Here is a 17,239-nt window from a genome sequence, read left to right on the forward strand (position 1 = left end):
TAGAGTGCCGAGCATGGCCACCGATCACGCCGTCGCAGAACAGCCGACCAGCACGTCGCCGGAGAGCGCCACACCACAGGCGGAGGCGGCCCCGGGGCCCGACCTCACGACCACCGCCGGCAAGCTCGCCGATCTCAAACGGCGCGTCGCCGAGGTCGCCAACGCCGGCTCGGAGCGCGCGGTCGAGAAGCAGCACGCCCGCGGCAAGAAGACCGCCCGCGAGCGCATCGAGATGCTCCTCGACGAGGGGACCTTCATCGAGCTCGACAAGTACGCCCGGCACCGCAGCAACAACTTCGGCCAGGACAAGAACCGCCCCTACGGCGACGGCGTCGTCACCGGCTACGGCATGGTCGACGGCCGCCAGGTGGCGGTCTTCGCCCAGGACTTCACCGTCTTCGGCGGATCCCTCGGCGAGGTCTTCGGCGAGAAGATCGTCAAGGTCATGGACTTCGCCATGAAGATCGGCTGCCCCGTCGTCGGCCTCAACGACTCCGGCGGCGCCCGCATCCAGGAGGGCGTCGTCTCGCTCGGCCTCTACGGCGAGATCTTCTTCCGCAACGTCCGCGCCTCCGGCGTCATCCCCCAGATCTCCCTCGTCATGGGCCCGTGCGCGGGCGGGGCGGTCTACTCCCCCGCCATCACCGACTTCACCGTCATGGTCGACCAGACCTCGCACATGTTCATCACCGGCCCCGACGTCATCAAGACCGTGACCGGCGAGGACGTCGGCTTCGAGGAGCTCGGCGGCGCGCTGACGCACAACAGCAAGTCGGGCGTCGCGCACTACATGGGCACCGACGAGCAGGACGCCATCGACTACGTCAAGGCCCTCCTGTCCTACCTGCCGAGCAACAACCTCGAGACCCCGCCCTCGTACGGCGAGGGCGAGGCCGACCTGTCGGTCACCGACGACGACCGCTGGCTCGACACGTGCATCCCGGACTCGCCGAACGTCCCCTACGACATGAAGCAGGTCATCGAGCACCTCGTCGACGACGGCGAGTTCCTCGAGGTCCAGCCCCTCTTCGCGCCCAACATCCTCACCGGCTTCGCCCGCATCGACGGGATGTCGGTCGGCATCGTGGCCAACCAGCCGCTCCAGTTCGCGGGGTGCCTCGACATCCACGCGTCGGAGAAGGCCGCGCGGTTCGTGCGCACGTGCGACTGCTTCAACGTCCCGGTCCTGACGCTCGTCGACGTGCCGGGCTTCCTGCCCGGCACGAGCCAGGAGTGGGACGGCATCATCCGCCGCGGCGCGAAGCTCATCTACGCATACGCCGAGGCCACGGTCCCCAAGATCACCGTCATCACGCGCAAGGCCTACGGCGGCGCCTACGACGTCATGGGCTCCAAGCACCTGGGCGCCGACATCAACCTCGCGTGGCCGACCGGGCAGATCGCCGTCATGGGCGCGCAGGGCGCCGTCAACATCCTCTACCGCAAGGAGCTCAAGCACACCGCGGAGCGGGGCGGCGACGTCGACGCCCAGCGCCAGGAGCTCATCGCCCACTACGAGGAGACGCTCGCCAACCCGTACGTCGCGGCCGAGCGCGGCTACATCGACACCGTCATCAGCCCCTCCAACACGCGGATGAACGTCACGCGCGCCCTGCGGGCCCTGCAGAACAAGCGCGAGACGCTCCCGCCCAAGAAGCACGGGAACATCCCGCTGTGACCGATCCCACGACCCCCGAGGCCGCCGACGTCGCGCCCACGATCCGCACCTCGGGTCACCCGACCCCCGAGGAGGTCGCGGCGCTCGTCGCCGTGCTGTCCGCCCTCGGTGGGGACGAGCCCGCACCCGACCACGCCCGCTCGGCGTGGTCCGACCCGTCATGGCGGCTCGTCGGGCCCTCGGCACGCCACGGCGGGTGGCGCCGCACCGGTCTGCCGCGCTGACGCGAGACGCTTCGGTTGGCCGTCACCCGGCCTGCTGCCCTACGCTCGTTGCCCATGTCTGTCGAGTCGAGCCCCACCGTCCGGATCGCCGAGCGCTACTCCCTGCGTGAGCGCATCGCCGTCGGCGGCATGGGTGAGGTGCACCTCGCGACCGACGACCGCCTGGGCCGGCTCGTCGCCGTCAAGGTGCTCGCCGCTGGGTTCGCCGACTCCCCCGACTTCGTCGAGCGCTTCCGCCGTGAGGCCCTGACGGCCGCCGCGCTCTCCCACCCGAACATCGCCCAGGTCTACGACTACGGCGTCGACGGCGACTCCCACTTCATCGTCATGGAGTATGCCGAGGGCCAGGACCTCGCCCACGTGATCCGGGAGCACGGCCGGCTCACCCCCGGCGACGCGGTCCGCGTCGCCGAGCAGGTCTGCGCAGCGCTCGGCGCCGCCCACCGCGCCGGTGTCGTCCACCGTGACGTCAAGCCCGGCAACGTCATCATCCGTCCCGACGGCACCGTCAAGGTGACCGACTTCGGTATCGCCCGGGCGCTCGGGCAGGCGTCGCTCACCGATACCGGCACCGTGATGGGGACGGCCGCCTACGTCGCTCCCGAGCAGGCCCGGGGCGAGGCCACGACGCCGTCGTCCGACCTCTACTCGCTCGGCATCCTGCTCTTCCAGATGCTGACCGGCTCGGTGCCCTTCGACGGCGACACCCCGGTCGCGATCGCGATGCGCCACCTCGACGAGCCGGTGCCGCTGCCCAGCTCGCGCGTCGCCGACCTGCCCGCGAACCTCGACGAGGTCGTCGTCCGCGCCACGGCCAAGTCACCGGCCGACCGCTACGCCGATGCCGACGCCATGGCTGCCGCGCTGGCCGGTCACGAGATGCGCGCCGACGCCGCCACCCGGGCCCTGCCGGCCGGCGAGGCGACCTCGGTGCTCGACCTCGGCGCCGGCGGCGCCAGCACGGCGATGATGCCGACCGTCGGTGTCCTCGCGGGCGGCGAGCGCACCGCCGTCCACCCGGCGCCCACGGCGTACGCCGATGCCACGGCCTCGGCCCGGCCCGTCCCTCGCGGGCCGGCCGTCACCCGACGCTCGAACGCGGCGAGCCGCCGCCGGTCCGGCCCGAGCCCCGTCGTCTGGGTGCTCCTCGTCGCCGTCGTGGCACTCGTCGGGATCCTCGGCTACGTCCTGCTGTCGGGTTCGGACGCGCCGACGTCCGCCGCTCCCGGCACGCGCCCGTCGGCGACCTCCCAGAAGCCGACGCCCGCACCGTCCACGACCGCCCCGCCGTCCGACGGCAGCACCGTCCCCGGCGGCCTCGTCGGCCAGCAGCGCGACGCCGCGGTCAACGAGCTGATCGGGCTCGGTGTCAACGTGCGCTGGGTGCTCGTGCGCTCGACGCAGCCGGACGGCGCGGTCATGGGCAGCTACCCCGCCGAGGGGCAGCCCATGGCGAAGGGGCAGACCGTCGCGCTCGTCGTCAGCCGCGGACACGCCCCTGACCGGGTCAACTCCTCCTTCGTCGTGCCCGACGGTCTCGTCGGCACGAGCGCCAAGGACGCGGAGAAGTCCCTCGGCGGCGAGGACGTCCGCGTCACACGGGTCACCGTCCCGTCCGACGGCGACAGCGGTCAGGTCCTCGCGACCTGGCCGTCGGCGGGCGCCCAGACCGCCGACGGGATCGTCGTGCTCGTCGTGTCGGGCGATGCCAAGGGCGGCTCGTCCGACGGCGACGGCTGAGCCACCGGCCGGGGTCGCGAACCGGCGCCCACAATGCACTGGCACGTGACCGCGGGCTGGATTACGTTCGCCGGGTGACCGCCAACACCCAGACCGCGCGACCCCAGACCGACGTCGACCGCATCTCGGAGACCTACTTCGACGCGTCCGTCGCCCTCAGCCCCATCAACGCGACCTTCCTCGGCGTCCCCGGCGCCGAGGAGGAGCTCGACGACCTCTCCCCCGCCGGAAACGCCGCCGCCTCGGAGCTGCGCCGGACGACGCTGGCCCGGCTCGCCGCCGCGAGCCCGACCGACGACGTCGACCGGGTCACCGTCGACGCCATGACCGAGCGCCTCCGGCTCTCCGAGGACCGGTATGCCGCCGGGCTCGACGAGATGTCCCTCAACGTCCTCGCGTCCCCGCTCCAGGCCGTCCGCGACGTCTTCGACCTCATGCCGCAGGAGACCGAGGACCACTGGCGCACGTTCGCCGTCCGCCTCACGAAGATCCCGGCCGCGCTCGAGGGGTACCAGGAGTCGCTGCTCCTCGCCCGCGAGCGCGGACAGGTCTCTCCGCGCCGCCAGGTCGAGGCCTGCGCCGAGCAGTCGCGCGACCTCGTGGCGGACGACGGCTACTTCGCCAAGGTCGTGGCCGACGCGACCGTGGGTGACACGCCGCTCGCGGGCGAGGTCAGGGACCAGCTCGCCGAGGGCGCGAAGGTGGCCGCGGCGGCCTACGCCGACATCGCTGACTGGCTGGAGCGCGAGCTGCTGCCGCACGCCCCCGAGGCCGACGCCTGCGGCATCGAGCGCTACCGGCTCGAGTCGCGCTACTTCCTCGGCGCCACGGTCGACCTCGAGGAGACCTACCGCTGGGGCCAGCAGGAGGTGGCGAGCCTGCACGCCCAGATGAGCGAGATCGCCGAGGGCCTCGAGGCCGGGGCGAGCGTGCAGCGAGGGGTCGAGATCCTCGACGCCGACGACCGCTACGCCCTGCACGGCACCGACGCGCTCAAGGCCTGGATGCAGGAGCGGGCTGACGAGGTCATCGCCGACCTGACGGACGTCCACTTCGACATCCCCGAGCCGGTCCAGCGCATCGAGTGCATGATCGCCCCGACGCAGACCGGTGGCATCTACTACACCGGCCCGTCCGACGACTTCAGCCGGCCCGGCCGCATGTGGTGGTCGGTGCCCAAGGGCAACACCGAGTTCCGGACGTGGAACGAGCTGACGACCGTCTACCACGAGGGCGTTCCGGGCCACCACCTGCAGGTCGCGCAGACGGTCTACCGCTCCGAGCTGCTCAACAAGTGGCGTCGCCTCGAGGCGTGGACGTCCGGCCACGGTGAGGGCTGGGCCCTCTACGCCGAGCGGCTCATGGCCGAGCTCGGCTACATGGACGACCCGGGCAACCGAATGGGCTGGCTTGCGGGACAGTCCCTTCGGGCCGCGCGCGTCGTCATCGACATCGGCGTGCACTGCGGGTTCGACGCCCCCGAGGAGGTCGGTGGCGGCGCGTGGGACTACGACAAGGCGTGGACCTACCTGACCCGCTACGGCTTCATGGACGAGAAGATCCTGCGCTTCGAGCTCAACCGCTACCTCGGCTGGCCGGGCCAGGCGCCCAGCTACAAGATCGGCGAGCGCCTGTGGCTGCAGCTGCGCGACGAGGTCAAGCAGCGCGAGGGGGACGCGTTCGACCTCAAGGCCTTCCACCGCCGTGCCCTCGACATCGGCGGCGTCGGTCTCGACACCCTGCGCGGCGCGGTTCTGCAGGAGATCTGACGGACTCAGGAGGCCCCCGACCCCAGCGGTCGGGGGCCTCCTCCGTCCCGGGCACCGCTCCCCATGGTCACCGCGTCGGCGCGCACCTATGCTGACGTCGCGTCCGACGAGAGCGCGGACGCCGACACAGCTCATACAGGGGAGACAACAGTGTTCAGCCACCGCCTTGCGGTCGGCCGGGCCCGGGGGACGATCGCGCGCCGTGCTGCGCGCCGCCTCCTGACCGTGCTGACCGCCGCCACCGTCGCGCTCGGGGTGCTGCCACTGGCAGCCCCGTCCGCCAGCGCCGCCACCTACACCATCAAGGGTCGAGTCACCGGACTCAGCTCGACCGGCACCGTCGTCGGGGTGCCTGACGCAGGCGTCTGGATCTACGACGCCACCTACGACGACGCCGGCACCATCGCCTACGCGTCGGACGGCACCTACACCGCGACCTTCTCGGCGCCGGGGCCGTACCGCATCCAGGCCGGCTGCTGGGGCACGATGACGTGCGCCACCCAGTGGGGCATCGAGTGGTACGCGAACCAGGGCGCCTTCGACAGCGCCACGCCCGTCACGGCCGGCACCACCGCGACGGTCGCCGACATCCGGCTCGACCGCCGTTCGACGATCAAGGGCACGGTGAAGAACACTTCGGGGCAGCCGATCACGGCCTCCGAGATCAGCATCTCGAAGTCGACCGGGGGCGACGTCGTCACGGCCAGGCCCGCAGCCGACGGCACCTTCACGCTGACCGGCGTCGAGGCCGGTCCGAGCAACCTCATGGCCGAGGACACCTCGGGCCAGAACCTCTACGAGAACGAGTCCTGGAACGGCACCGTGAGCACGCCCGACTACGTCGACTGGTCGGTGCCCGCGGGCGTGACGGTCACCGGCGTGAACTTCGTCCTCGACCCGTGGACCGGCGTCGTCGTCAAGGTCACCGACTCCGCGGGCAACCCCCTGCAGAACATCAACTGGGACCTGCTCGAGTACCGTCCCGCCGAGGGCGACTGGTTGGGCCAGCAGTACGGCCCCAAGCTCACCTCCGCAGGCGGCACCGTCGCCGTGGGCACCGAGGTCGGCACGACGTACAAGTTCTGCGTCTCGGACACGTGGTACGACAACTGGGCACCCGCGACCCGGTACCAGGACCGTTGCTGGGACGGGGCGACGACGGAGGCCACGGCCACCCCGTTCACCGTGACGACCGAGACACGGCGACGCGATCTCACGATCGTCCTCCCCGTCGCCGGCAAGGGCCTCACAGCCCGTGAGCCCTTCGTCAGCGGCACCCCCACCGTCGGCAGCACCCTCACGGTCGACCCGGGCACGTGGGCCCCCTCCGGCGTGGCTCTCACCTACGAGTGGATGAAGCCGAACGGCGCCGGCACCGGCTTCGTCGCGATCCCGGGTGCGACCGGTCGCACGTTCACCGTGACCAGCGACCTGCTGGGGACGTACGTCTTCGCCCGGGTCACCGGGACGCTGAGCGGCTACCGCAGCGCCCAGTACTACTCCAACGGCGTCGAGATCCGGTCGACGGCGCCGACGCTGGCGAGCCCGTTGACGATCACCGGATCGGGCGTCGCGGGCACGTCGCTCAACGCCTCGCACGGCGCCATCTCGCCTGCCGGCGACTGGTCGCCGAGCTACACCTGGGTCGTGGGGGGCGTGCCGCAGGACACCATGTGGGGCGGCCTGTCCCCCTTGGCCCTGACGAGCGCCATGGTGGGCCAGCGCATCACGCTGCGGATGAGCGCCTACCTCGACGGCGCGACGCTGCAGGTGAACGCCACCGGTCCGGTCGTGCTGGCCGGCACCGTCTCCGGCACGACACCGACGGTCACGGGCACGGCGAAGGTCGGCAGCACCCTCACCGCGGCCGCGGGCACGTGGGGCCCGACTCCGGTCACCCTCGCGTACCAGTGGTACCGCTCGGGCGTCGCGATCTCGGGTGCCACGGCGACCACGTATGCGTTGACCGCCAGCGACCTGGGGAAGGCGATGACCGTCAAGGTCACCGGCTCCAAGGCGAGCTACGCCTCGACGTCGAAGACGTCTGCGGCCACGACGGCCGTCGCCGCGGGCACGCTCACCGCCCCGACGCCGACGATCAGCGGCACCAAGGCCGTCGGCTACACCCTCACGGCGGTCCCCGGGACGTGGGGCCCGGCGCCGGTCACGCTGGCCTACCAGTGGTACCGCTCGGGCGTCGCGATCTCCGGCGCCACGGCGAGCACGTACAAGCTGACGGCGACCGACCAGACCAAGGCGATGACCGTCAGGGTGACGGGCACGAAGCCCGGCTACACGACGGTCGCCCGTACGTCTGCGGCGACGACCGCGGTGCTCGGCTCGTTCACGGCGCCCACCCCGACCCTGTCGGGCACGCAGCGGGTCGGCTACACGCTGACGGCCAACCCCGGCACGTGGAGCCCGGCCCCGACGACCATGACCTACCAGTGGTACCGGTCGGGCGCGGCGATCTCGGGGGCCACCGCGAAGACGTACAAGCTCACGAGCACCGACAAGGGCACGTACGTCAAGGTCCGCGTCACCGGCGCGAAGTCCGGCTACCTCACGAGGTCCGTCTACTCGACGCAGACGGCAGCCATCGGCTGACGCTCGGTCCCACGTGGGCGACCGACGGCGCTGCCTCCCCGGGGGCGGCGCCGTCGGCGTTCCCGACAGCGACCGCGCCGCCTACCATGGCGTCATGCCGCCGAGTCCCCTCCCCGACGTGCCCGCCGTCCAGCTCGTCCTCGCCTCCGCCTCCCCGGCTCGACGGGCGACCCTCCGCTCCGCCGGCGTCGAGCCGGTCGTCGTCGTGAGCGAGGTCGACGAGGACCTGACCGTCGCCGAGGCGACGGATCGCTACGGCCCGCTCGAGCCGGCCGACATCTCGCTGCTGCTGGCCCGCGCCAAGGCCGAGGACGTCGCGGCCCGCGTCGACGCGGGCGTCGTCGTGCTCGGCTGCGACTCGGTGCTCGAGCTCGACGGGGAGGTCCACGGCAAGCCGGGTGACGCCGCGGAAGCCGTGTCCCGGTGGCGCCGGATGCGAGGCCGGTCAGGGGTGCTGCACACGGGCCACTGGCTCGTCGACGAGCGCGGCAGCGGCGGCGCCACGCTGGGCGCGACGGCGTCCACGACCGTCCACTTCGCGAAGCTCTCCGAGGAGGAGATCGAGGCCTACGTCGCCACGGGCGAGCCGCTCACCGTGGCCGGGGCCTTCACCATCGACGGTCTCGGCGGCGCGTTCGTCACGGCTGTCGAGGGCGACCACCACAACGTCGTCGGCCTGTCCCTGCCGCTGCTGCGCGACCTCCTGGCCGATGCCGGGGTCGAGTGGTTCGACGTCGTCGGCGGGGTCGCGAGGGGCGACGGTCAGGGGTAGAGGTCGTCGGTGAGGTTCTCGATGACGAGGTAGTGCTCGGTCCACCACCACATCTGGGCCGCGCCGATGACGACGATGAGCCCGAGCAGCCAGTAGCGGTAGCGCCGCCACCAGCGCAGCTTGAGGAACCACGCGATGACGAGCGTCATCGGGAACGCGAGCAGGGCGTAGCGCACGCGGCTCGGCGTCGTGCTCGTCACGAGGATGATGTACGCCGGATAGGCGCCCGCCCAGCCCCAGATCTCCGGGCCCCATCGCCACGAGTTCTTCGTCAGCATGAACCACGTGAACGCGGCGATGCCCAACACTCCCGCGACCTGCCCGACGACCCCCCAGTAGTCGTAGAGGAGGTTCCACCACAGGTAGAGCTTGATCTTCGTCTCGATGTTCCAGGCGAGCATCGTGTCGTTGTACGCGTTGGGCGTGTCGGTCGCGATCGTGACGATCGTCGGCCAGAGGAAGGTCAGGGCCCCCGCGTATGCGGCGAGCGCCGCCAACCCGACGCGCAGACGCACCGGGTGCTCGCCCTCATCACCCTGCCGCCACCGGACGACCGCGTGGGCGATGATGACCGGCACCATCGCGATGACGACGTTGCGGCTCAGGGACAGGACGAGGAGCGCCAGAGCCACCCACCAGTACTGCCGCTTGCGGAGCAGCCACAGGACGGTGACGACGCCCAGCAGGGCCGTCGACTCGGTGTAGGAGGCCGAGAAGGCCGGCGACGCGATGAAGAAGCACGTGGCGACGACGGCGACGATCGCCTCCCAGCGACCGACGGCCTGGTCGACGAGCTTGAAGAGGACGTGCATCGCGGCGAAGCCGATGACGATCGACAGCGTCGGCGCGACGACGGCGAAGGGCAGGCCGGTGACCTTCATGATGAGTCCGGCGGTCATCGGGAACACCGGGAAGAAGGCCCACGGGTTCATGTCGATGCCGCCCCAGCCGACCCGGGGCAGCACCGCGGGGTAGCCCTGCTCGGCGATGACGCGGTACCACTGGCCGTCCCAGCCCGTCATGACCGCGGCGTAGCCGGGGTCGGCGGGCGAGGGGTAGAAGATGCGGATGTTGGCCGTGCCGATGGGCAGCGGGATCTGGTAGCGCGAGAGGTAGGTCGCGGCGACCCAGACGAAGAGACGCGAGACGGCGAAGACCGCGAACGGGAACCAGACCGGGAAGCGGCGCCAGAACGGCTGCTTCCGCTCGAGGTCCCGGTCGGGGTGCTCGAGCCTGTGACCGAGGCGCGGCTCAGACCGGCGGGACGGAGCGTCGGCGCTCGCTGAAGTGACGGTCACGCCGGGAAGCATAAGCCAGTCGGCGCACCAGGTCCGAGCGCAGCTCATCCGCCTCGATGATGGAGTCGAGGACCAGATCGGCCGCGAGACGCTCGATGTCGACGTCCTCCTCGTACTCCCGCCGCCGGTCTGCCACGAATCGTGCTTGTTCGTCCGGGTCGGCGATCTCGGCGATCTTGTTGGCGTAGACGGCGTTGACGGCAGCCTCCGGCCCCATCACCGCGATGCGCGCAGTCGGCAGCGCGATCGTCGCGTCGGGTCCGAAACCGGGTCCGCCCATGGCGTAGAGCCCCGCCCCGTAGGCCTTGCGGACGACGACGCAGAACTGCGGCACGGTCGCGGACGAGACGGCGCTGACCATCTTGGCGCCGTGACGGATGATGCCGCCGCGCTCGACCTCGGAGCCGATCATGAAGCCGGGCACGTCGGCGAGGTAGACGAGCGGGATGTTGAAGGCGTCGCACAGCCAGATGAAGCGCGCGGCCTTGTCGGCGCTGTCGGTGAAGAGCACGCCGCCCTTGACCATCGAGTTGTTGGCGACGATGCCGACGGTCTGGCCCTCGAGACGGCCGAAGCCGATGACGAGCTCGCCGGCCCAGAGGGGCTTGAGCTCGAAGAAGGAGTCGTCGTCGACGAGCCCGTCGATGACCTCGTGGACGTCGAAGGGCACCGACTCCCGCTCGGGCACGGTCGCACGGGTCAGCGGCGTCGCGGGCTCCTCGGCGGCATACGTGGGCGGGTGGTCGCGCCAGCTGCCGGGGACGTAGGAGAAGTAGAGCTTGGCCAGCTCGATGGCCTCGGCGTCGTCGTGGGCGAGCAGGTCACCGACACCGGAGACCGTGCAGTGCATCCGGGCGCCGCCCATCTCCTCGAGGGAGACCTTCTCGCCGACGACCATCTCGGCCATGCGCGGGCTTCCGAGGTACATCGACGCATTGCCCTCGACCATGATGATGAGGTCGCAGAAGCTGGGGATGTAGGCGCCGCCCGCGGCACTCGGACCGAAGAGGCAGCAGATCTGCGGCACCTTGCCCGAGAGCGCCACCTGGTTGTGGAAGATGCGCCCGGCGCCGCGGCGGCCGGGGAACATCTCGACCTGGTCGGTGATGCGGGCGCCTGCCGAGTCGACGAACCAGAAGACCGGCAGCTCCTCACGCAGTGCCATCTCGGTGGCGCGGACGATCTTCTCGACGGTCCGGGCGCCCCAGGAGCCGGCCTTGACGGTCGGGTCGTTGGCGATGACGATCGCCGCTCGTCCGTCGACGGTGCCGCGTCCCGTGACGACGCCGTCGGCCGGGAGACCCGGCGCCAGCGCGTTGGCGTAGCGGCCGTCCTCGACGAACGAGCCCTCGTCGAAGAGCAGCGCGATGCGGTCGCGGACGTAGATCTTGCCCTGCGCGTCGAGCTTGGCCTGGGCCTTCTCCGGCGCGCTGGCGGACGCCGTGTGGGCGGCCGCGAGACGGGTCCGGACGTCGGCGACGCGCGGGTCGCCGTGCGGGTCGCCGTGCGGGTCAGGGCTCGGCGTGGTGCCGGGGGTGGTGCTCGGTGCGGTCCCGGTCATGCCGGCAGACCCATCCCGCGGGCGATGAGCATGCGCTGGACCTCGGACGTGCCCTCGCCGATCTCGAGGATCTTGGCGTCGCGGTAGAAGCGGGCCACGGGGTACTCCTCCATGAAGCCGTTGCCGCCGAAGACCTGCGTCGCGATCCGGGTGGCCGTGACGGCGGCCTCGGTCGAGTAGAGCTTGGCGATGGCGGCAGCCTGCTTGACCTCCTTGACGGACCGCTTGCCGGCGTGGAGCTCGTCCTTGAGCCACGCCGCCTTGTAGGTCAGCAGCCGGGCGCCCTCGACCATGACCGCGAGGTCGGCCAGCTGGAACGAGACGCCCTGGTTGACGCCGATCGGGCGGCCGAAGGCGACGCGGGTCTTCGCGTAGTCGGTGGCGAGCTCGAGGCAGGCCTGGGCGCAGCCGACGGCGAGTGCCGAGATGGCGATGCGCCCGTCGTCGAGGGTCTTGAGGAACTGCTTGAAGCCCTCCCCCTCCGCGCCGAGGAGGTGGTCGGCGGGGACGCGGCAGTCCTCGAACGTGAGGCCGTGGGTGTCGGAGACGTGCCAGCCGAGCTTGTGGTACGCCGGCTCGACGACGAAGCCCCGGGTGCCGGCGGGCACCATGATCGCCGAGATCTGCGGCGAGCCGTCCTCGTTCGTGCCGGTGCGCGCGGTCACGGTGACGACGGACGTGATGTCGGTGCCGGAGTTCGTGATGAAGGCCTTGGCGCCGTTGACGACCCACTCGTCGCCGTCGCGGACGGCTCGCGTGCGGGTCGCACCGGCATCGGAGCCGGCCTCGGGCTCGGTGAGGCCGAAGCCGGCGAGGGCGCGGCCGGCGACGAGGTCGGGCAGGAAGCGCTGCTTCTGCTCCTCGGTCCCGTAGGTGAGGATCGGGTTGATGCCGAGCCCCACGCCCGCGGACAGCGTGATGCCGATCGACTGGTCGACGCGGCCCAGCTCCTCGATGGCGACGCAGAGGCTGGTGAAGTCGCCGGACTCCCCTGCGCCGCCGTACTCCTCCGGCACGACGAGGCCGAACAGCCCGAGGTCACCCATCTTCGGCACGAGGTCGGCCGGGAAGTAGGCGGCGGCGTCCCACTTGGCGATGTGGGGCGCGACCTCCTTCTCGGCGAAGTCGCGGACGACCATCCGGAAGTCCTCGTGGTCCTGGCTGAGCTCGAACATCGCTGTTCTCCTGAAGGGGTGGCGGCCATCACGCGCTCGTGACGCGTGCTTGACGTTGACGTAAACGTAAAGCACTATCGACCCCATGACAAGTGACACCTCGACCACGCACCGGTCCTCGCGGACCGGCGAGACGTGGACCATCGCCCAGGTGGCCGAGGCGTTCGACGTCACCCACCGGACGGTGCGCCACTACGAGGACCTCGGGCTCATCTCCCCCGAGCGTCGCGGCACGCAGCGCGTCTACCACCGCCGCGACCGCACGCGCCTCGGCCTGATCCTGCGCGGCAAGCGGCTCGGTTTCCCGCTCGAGGAGATCCGCACGATCATCGACCTCTTCGACGCCCCGCGCGGTCGTCGCACCCAGCTCGAGTACGTCCTGGACCAGATCGACGAGCGCCGCACCGACCTCGAGCAGCGGCTGCGGGACGTGCAGGACGCCATCGCCGAGCTCGGCGAGTTCGAGCGCCGCTGTCGCGACGACCTCGGGCGCCTCGACCACGTGTGAGGGGCCGGGCCCCCCGTGACACGATGGGGACATGAGCGCTGAAGACACGAAGATCTCCGCCTACGCCCACCCCGAGCGGCTCGTCACGACCGAGTGGCTCGCGGAGCAGGTCTCGGCCGGCGCCATCGGCGGCCCGGACGGGATCGTGCTGCTCGAGTCCGACGAGGACGTCCTGCTCTACGAGACCGGTCACATCCCCGGCGCGCTAAAGATCGACTGGCACGTCGACCTCAACGACCCCGTGACGCGCGACTACGTCGACGGCGCCCGGTTCGCCGAGGTGATGGGTCAGCGCGGCATCAGCCGCGACACGACCGTCGTCATCTACGGCGACAAGAGCAACTGGTGGGCGGCCTACGCCCTCTGGGTCTTCAGCCTCTTCGGCCACGAGGACGTCCGGCTGCTCGACGGCGGCCGGGCGAAGTGGGTCGCGGAGGGCCGCGAGCTGACTCGCGAGGTGGCGTCCCCGACGGCCGTGGACTACCCCGTCGCCGAGCGTGACGACGCCCCGATCCGCGCGTTCAAGGACGACGTCCTCGCGCACCTCGGCAAGCCCCTCGTCGACGTCCGCTCCCCCGGCGAGTACTCCGGTGAGCTGCTCCACATGCCCGACTACCCCCAGGAGGGGGCGATGCGCGGCGGACACATCCCCGGCGCGAAGTCGGTGCCGTGGGCGCGCGCTGCCGACGAGGACGGCTCGTTCAAGTCGCGCGAGGACCTCGAGGCGATCTACCTCGAGGAGCAGGGCCTGACGCCGTCCGACGACGTCGTCGCGTACTGCCGCATCGGCGAGCGCTCGTCGCACACGTGGTTCGTCCTGACCCACCTGCTCGGCTTCGAGGCCGTGCGCAACTACGACGGCTCGTGGACCGAGTGGGGCAACGCCGTGCGCGTGCCCATCGAGAAGTGACCCCGACGCGAGACAGGAGCCCCTCGTGAGCGACACCCCGCTGCCGGCCTCCCTGGCCGAGATCGCCGAGGACTTCCGCTCGGCGAGCAACGACCTCAAGCTGCAGCTCCTGCTGGAGTTCAGCGACGAGCTACCGGGACTGCCCGAGCGTTATGCCGGCCACCTCGACCAGCTCGAACGTGTCGACGAGTGCCAGTCGCCGCTCTTCCTCACGGTCGAGGTCGCCGACGGCCCCTCGCTCGAGGACCGGGTCGTCAGCCTCTTCTTCGACGCACCCGCTGAGGCCCCGACAACCCGCGGCTTCGCCGGCATCCTGCACGAGGGTCTCGACGGCCTCTCGGCCGCCGAGGTGCTGGGCGTCCCCGACGACGCCCCGATGCGCTTCGGTCTCGCCGAGGCCGTGTCACCCCTGCGCATGCGCGGGATGGTGGCCATGCTCGGCCGCATCAAGCGCCAGGTACGCGCCAAGACCGCCGTCTGACCCCGCCACTCACCGCCCCGATGTCAGTGCCCCACCCAGCGGGGCACTGACATAGCCGCCAACCCCCGCCGCCCGCCGGGCAACCACCCGCGCTCGCTACGTCACTGCCCCACCCAGCGGGGCACTGACGTAGCCGCCGAGCCCGGCCACCTGCTGGCCAACCACCCGCGCTCGCTACGTCACTGCCCCACGGGGCGGGGCAGTGACGTGGCGATCTGTCCACACCCCCCGGGACGTGTCGCTCGCCTGTGGATCGTGAACGTACGACCTCGCTGCAGTGTCGGCACCGACGCCGATGATCACGACCATGAGCCCGGAACGGATGCAGGCAGAGGACGTGGTTGCGCGTTACGTCGTGCGGGCACGCCGACTCGCCGACCTCAGCCAGCGCGAGCTCGCAGCACGGGTGGGAGTCTCGTCGAGCACCGTGGGTCGCTACGAGACCGGCTCCGTGGCGCCTGGCTTCGGCATCTTCGCGGAGATCCTCGCGCTGGCGGGGCTCCACCTCGCCGTCGTCGACGGCGACGGGAACGAGGTGATGCCCGTGCCGGTCGACACCGTGCGGGACAACCAGGGGCGACGGTTCCCTGCCCACCTCGACGTCGCCCCTCCGGACGAGGTGCCCTTCGAACGCTGGGCCTTCCCGCGCTACGACCGGCCCGAGGCCCGGGGCTGGTTCCGCCACCGGGCCGCCCGGGACGAGCGGGCCGAGGCCGCACCCCGCAGAGGACGCCCGACCGACCATCCGACTGAGGCGGCGCTCGCGCTGCGCCATCGCCTCATGCGAGGGCGGCAGCCTCGTATCGACGCACCACCCGTCGCCGACGTCGAGTGCGCGTGCCTCGACGTCTGCTTCGAGGAGCTGTGCACCGCCGGGTGTCCCTGCCAGTGCGAGCCGCGCGGCCTCAGGATCCGCAGACACCTCGCGCTCCCCGGCGAAGACGAAGGCGACGACGAGCGCGGGGGCCTGGCGGGGCGCCTCGGCACTCCGCCGCCCACCGTGTAGTGCTCGGATGACCGTCGCCCACGGCGGCTGGCGGCGCTCGGGCACGCCGACCCCCTCAGGCAACACCAGAGCGCAGGGGCAACGGACGACGCGTGGGTCAACCTCCGATGCGGGTGCGCACCTCGTAGAGCTCGGGGAAGAAGGTCAGGTCGAGGGCGCGGCGCAGGAAGTCGACGCCCGTCGAGCCGCCGGTGCCGGTCTTCTGCCCGATCGTGCGCTGCACGACCTGGAGGTGGCGGAAGCGCCACTGCTGGAAGTTGTCCTCGAGGTCGACGAGCTCCTCGCACGTCTCGTAGACGCCCCAGTGCTCGTTCGGCTCGGCGTAGACGGCCGCGAAGACGTCGACGAGCCCCTCGTCGTGGCGGTAGGGCTGGGTCCAGTCACGGTCGAGCAGGCCTGCCGGGACGGCATACCCACGTCGACCGAGGTAGGCGAGGAACTCGTCGTAGAGGCTGGGCTCGTGCAGCAGCGCGTCGAGCGCCGAGCGGGCGCCCTCGTCGTGCGAGAACACGGCCACCATGTCGGCGTTCTTGTTGCCGAGGAGGAACTCGACCTCGCGGTACTGCGCCGACTGGAAGCCCGAGCTCGCGGCGAGGAAGGGGCGGATCTGCGCGTACTCGCTCGGCGTCAGCGTCGCGAGCACCGACCACTGGTCCGTCAGGGTGTGCTGGATGTGCTTGACGCGGGCGAGCCTCTTGAGCGCCGGCGCCAGCTCGTCGTCCCTGAGCAGGCTTCTGGCAGAACGGAGCTCGTGGATGAGGAGCTTGAGCCACAGCTCCGACGTCTGGTGCTGGATGATGAAGAGCAGCTCGTCGTGCTGGGGCGGCTCGCTCAGCGGCTGCTGCGCGCTGAGGAGGGTGTCCAGCCGCAGGTAGTCGCCGTAGGACATCTTGCGCGTGAAGTCGCGCTGGATCCCCTCCTCCAGGTCGCGCTTGCTGCGTCGGTCGGGCCCTCCCGGGGCGGCACTGTCCATGCCGGCGATCTTAGGGGTGGGGTCAGCGCGACCGCGGACGGATGCTGACGAGGTGGGACACGACGCCCGGCACCCAGCCGGTCTCGCCGCGCATCCACCGCGCACCGACGAGGTTGTGCGGCACGACCACCGTGTCGGCACGTGCCGCCACGAGGCCGAGGTCGGTGCCGAAGACGTCGGTGACGACGGCCCAGTCCCGCGCGCTGTGGCGCGCGAGGTGCTCGCCGATGGCCACGGCATACGTCTCGACGACGACGTCCGGCCCCTCTCCCGAGCCACCCTCGTCGGCCCAGCGGCGGTAGGCCGTGTCGTAGTGGGCACCGATCGACGCGAGGTCGTCGACGTCCACCCCTTCAGCGGCGGCGTGCTCGAGCGCCGAGGCGATGCGGTCCCGCTCCTCGTCACCGAGCGGCACCGCGACCGGGCGCCCGGTGACGTCGGGGCCGAGCGCGTCGTCCGGGTCCTCGCCGACGCCGGGCTCCAGGCCCGCGGGCTCGTCGGTGTCGTCCTTGCCCTTGCGCGAGAACAGTCCCATGC

15 protein-coding genes are annotated in these 17,239 nt (G+C 71.3%); 10 read left to right on the forward strand and 5 right to left on the reverse strand.

Going from position 1 to position 17,239, the window contains the following annotated elements:
* The first annotated feature begins 13 nt into the window (after positions 1-13).
* The 6 genes from AC1DW8_RS20225 to AC1DW8_RS20250 all read left to right on the forward strand — a co-directional run bounded on the left by AC1DW8_RS20225 (position 14) and on the right by AC1DW8_RS20250 (position 8,790).
* On the forward strand, positions 14-1,678 hold the full coding sequence (locus AC1DW8_RS20225) for an acyl-CoA carboxylase subunit beta (protein WP_056827217.1): 1,665 nt from the start codon (positions 14-16) through the stop codon (positions 1,676-1,678).
* On the forward strand, positions 1,675-1,902 hold the full coding sequence (locus AC1DW8_RS20230; protein ID WP_478095662.1) for an acyl-CoA carboxylase subunit epsilon: 228 nt from the start codon (positions 1,675-1,677) through the stop codon (positions 1,900-1,902). Before AC1DW8_RS20225 ends, AC1DW8_RS20230 begins: the two co-directional genes overlap by 4 nt.
* 54 nt (positions 1,903-1,956) lie before the next feature.
* The gene (pknB, locus tag AC1DW8_RS20235; RefSeq protein WP_478095663.1) at positions 1,957-3,642 is read left to right on the forward strand and encodes a Stk1 family PASTA domain-containing Ser/Thr kinase; all 1,686 of its coding nucleotides are present in this window, start codon (positions 1,957-1,959) and stop codon (positions 3,640-3,642) included.
* A gap of 74 nt (positions 3,643-3,716) precedes the next feature.
* On the forward strand, positions 3,717-5,411 hold the full coding sequence (locus AC1DW8_RS20240) for a DUF885 domain-containing protein (RefSeq protein WP_478095664.1): 1,695 nt from the start codon (positions 3,717-3,719) through the stop codon (positions 5,409-5,411).
* A gap of 150 nt (positions 5,412-5,561) precedes the next feature.
* Complete coding sequence (locus AC1DW8_RS20245) at positions 5,562-8,018, forward strand: hypothetical protein (protein WP_478095665.1); 2,457 nt, start codon at positions 5,562-5,564, stop codon at positions 8,016-8,018.
* Between the two features lie 94 nt (positions 8,019-8,112).
* Positions 8,113-8,790, forward strand: a complete 678-nt coding sequence (locus tag AC1DW8_RS20250) for a Maf family protein (RefSeq protein ID WP_056773222.1) — start codon at positions 8,113-8,115, stop codon at positions 8,788-8,790.
* On the opposite strand, the gene AC1DW8_RS20255 is transcribed toward AC1DW8_RS20250, so the two are convergent.
* Genes AC1DW8_RS20255 through AC1DW8_RS20265 form a run of 3 tightly spaced genes read right to left on the reverse strand, consistent with a single transcriptional unit; the run spans position 8,781 to position 12,824 of the window.
* Complete coding sequence (locus AC1DW8_RS20255; RefSeq protein WP_235508756.1) at positions 8,781-10,088, reverse strand: hypothetical protein; 1,308 nt, start codon at positions 10,086-10,088, stop codon at positions 8,781-8,783. The genes AC1DW8_RS20250 and AC1DW8_RS20255 overlap by 10 nt on opposite strands.
* Positions 10,042-11,649 (reverse strand): acyl-CoA carboxylase subunit beta, encoded by a 1,608-nt coding sequence (locus tag AC1DW8_RS20260; protein WP_056773143.1) that lies wholly within the window; start codon positions 11,647-11,649, stop codon positions 10,042-10,044. The genes AC1DW8_RS20255 and AC1DW8_RS20260 overlap by 47 nt, the downstream gene beginning before the upstream one ends.
* Positions 11,646-12,824, reverse strand: coding sequence for an acyl-CoA dehydrogenase family protein (locus AC1DW8_RS20265; protein WP_056773141.1), 1,179 nt, complete (start codon positions 12,822-12,824; stop codon positions 11,646-11,648). The genes AC1DW8_RS20260 and AC1DW8_RS20265 overlap by 4 nt, the downstream gene beginning before the upstream one ends.
* A gap of 85 nt (positions 12,825-12,909) precedes the next feature.
* On the opposite strand from AC1DW8_RS20265, the gene AC1DW8_RS20270 reads away from it, so the two are divergent.
* The 4 genes from AC1DW8_RS20270 to AC1DW8_RS20285 all read left to right on the forward strand — a co-directional run bounded on the left by AC1DW8_RS20270 (position 12,910) and on the right by AC1DW8_RS20285 (position 15,729).
* On the forward strand, positions 12,910-13,332 hold the full coding sequence (locus AC1DW8_RS20270) for a MerR family transcriptional regulator (RefSeq protein WP_056773138.1): 423 nt from the start codon (positions 12,910-12,912) through the stop codon (positions 13,330-13,332).
* Between the two features lie 31 nt (positions 13,333-13,363).
* Positions 13,364-14,242, forward strand: coding sequence for a sulfurtransferase (locus AC1DW8_RS20275; RefSeq protein ID WP_478095666.1), 879 nt, complete (start codon positions 13,364-13,366; stop codon positions 14,240-14,242).
* Between the two features lie 25 nt (positions 14,243-14,267).
* The gene (locus AC1DW8_RS20280; protein ID WP_056827059.1) at positions 14,268-14,723 is read left to right on the forward strand and encodes a SufE family protein; all 456 of its coding nucleotides are present in this window, start codon (positions 14,268-14,270) and stop codon (positions 14,721-14,723) included.
* Between the two features lie 307 nt (positions 14,724-15,030).
* Complete coding sequence (locus tag AC1DW8_RS20285; protein ID WP_478095667.1) at positions 15,031-15,729, forward strand: helix-turn-helix domain-containing protein; 699 nt, start codon at positions 15,031-15,033, stop codon at positions 15,727-15,729.
* Positions 15,730-15,826: 97 nt separating this feature from the next.
* On the opposite strand, the gene kynA is transcribed toward AC1DW8_RS20285, so the two are convergent.
* Together kynA and AC1DW8_RS20295 are read right to left on the reverse strand one after the other, a co-directional pair.
* On the reverse strand, positions 15,827-16,702 hold the full coding sequence (gene kynA, locus AC1DW8_RS20290) for a tryptophan 2,3-dioxygenase (protein WP_056773122.1): 876 nt from the start codon (positions 16,700-16,702) through the stop codon (positions 15,827-15,829).
* Positions 16,703-16,724: 22 nt separating this feature from the next.
* Complete coding sequence (locus AC1DW8_RS20295) at positions 16,725-17,237, reverse strand: DUF3806 domain-containing protein (protein WP_478095668.1); 513 nt, start codon at positions 17,235-17,237, stop codon at positions 16,725-16,727.
* Between the last annotated feature and the right edge of the window lie 2 nt (positions 17,238-17,239).

This window comes from Terrabacter sp. P2_E3 (assembly GCF_056403915.1).

Coding starts and splice junctions, on each gene's coding strand:
- AC1DW8_RS20225 (WP_056827217.1), top strand. CDS start 14: ATGGCCACCGATCACGCCGTCGCAGAACAGCCGACCAGCACGTCGCCG.
- pknB (WP_478095663.1), top strand. CDS start 1,957: ATGTCTGTCGAGTCGAGCCCCACCGTCCGGATCGCCGAGCGCTACTCC.
- AC1DW8_RS20250 (WP_056773222.1), top strand. CDS start 8,113: ATGCCGCCGAGTCCCCTCCCCGACGTGCCCGCCGTCCAGCTCGTCCTC.
- AC1DW8_RS20260 (WP_056773143.1), bottom strand. CDS start 11,649: ATGACCGGGACCGCACCGAGCACCACCCCCGGCACCACGCCGAGCCCT.
- AC1DW8_RS20265 (WP_056773141.1), bottom strand. CDS start 12,824: ATGTTCGAGCTCAGCCAGGACCACGAGGACTTCCGGATGGTCGTCCGC.
- AC1DW8_RS20270 (WP_056773138.1), top strand. CDS start 12,910: ATGACAAGTGACACCTCGACCACGCACCGGTCCTCGCGGACCGGCGAG.
- AC1DW8_RS20275 (WP_478095666.1), top strand. CDS start 13,364: ATGAGCGCTGAAGACACGAAGATCTCCGCCTACGCCCACCCCGAGCGG.
- AC1DW8_RS20285 (WP_478095667.1), top strand. CDS start 15,031: ATGAGCCCGGAACGGATGCAGGCAGAGGACGTGGTTGCGCGTTACGTC.
- kynA (WP_056773122.1), bottom strand. CDS start 16,702: ATGGACAGTGCCGCCCCGGGAGGGCCCGACCGACGCAGCAAGCGCGAC.
- AC1DW8_RS20295 (WP_478095668.1), bottom strand. CDS start 17,237: ATGGGACTGTTCTCGCGCAAGGGCAAGGACGACACCGACGAGCCCGCG.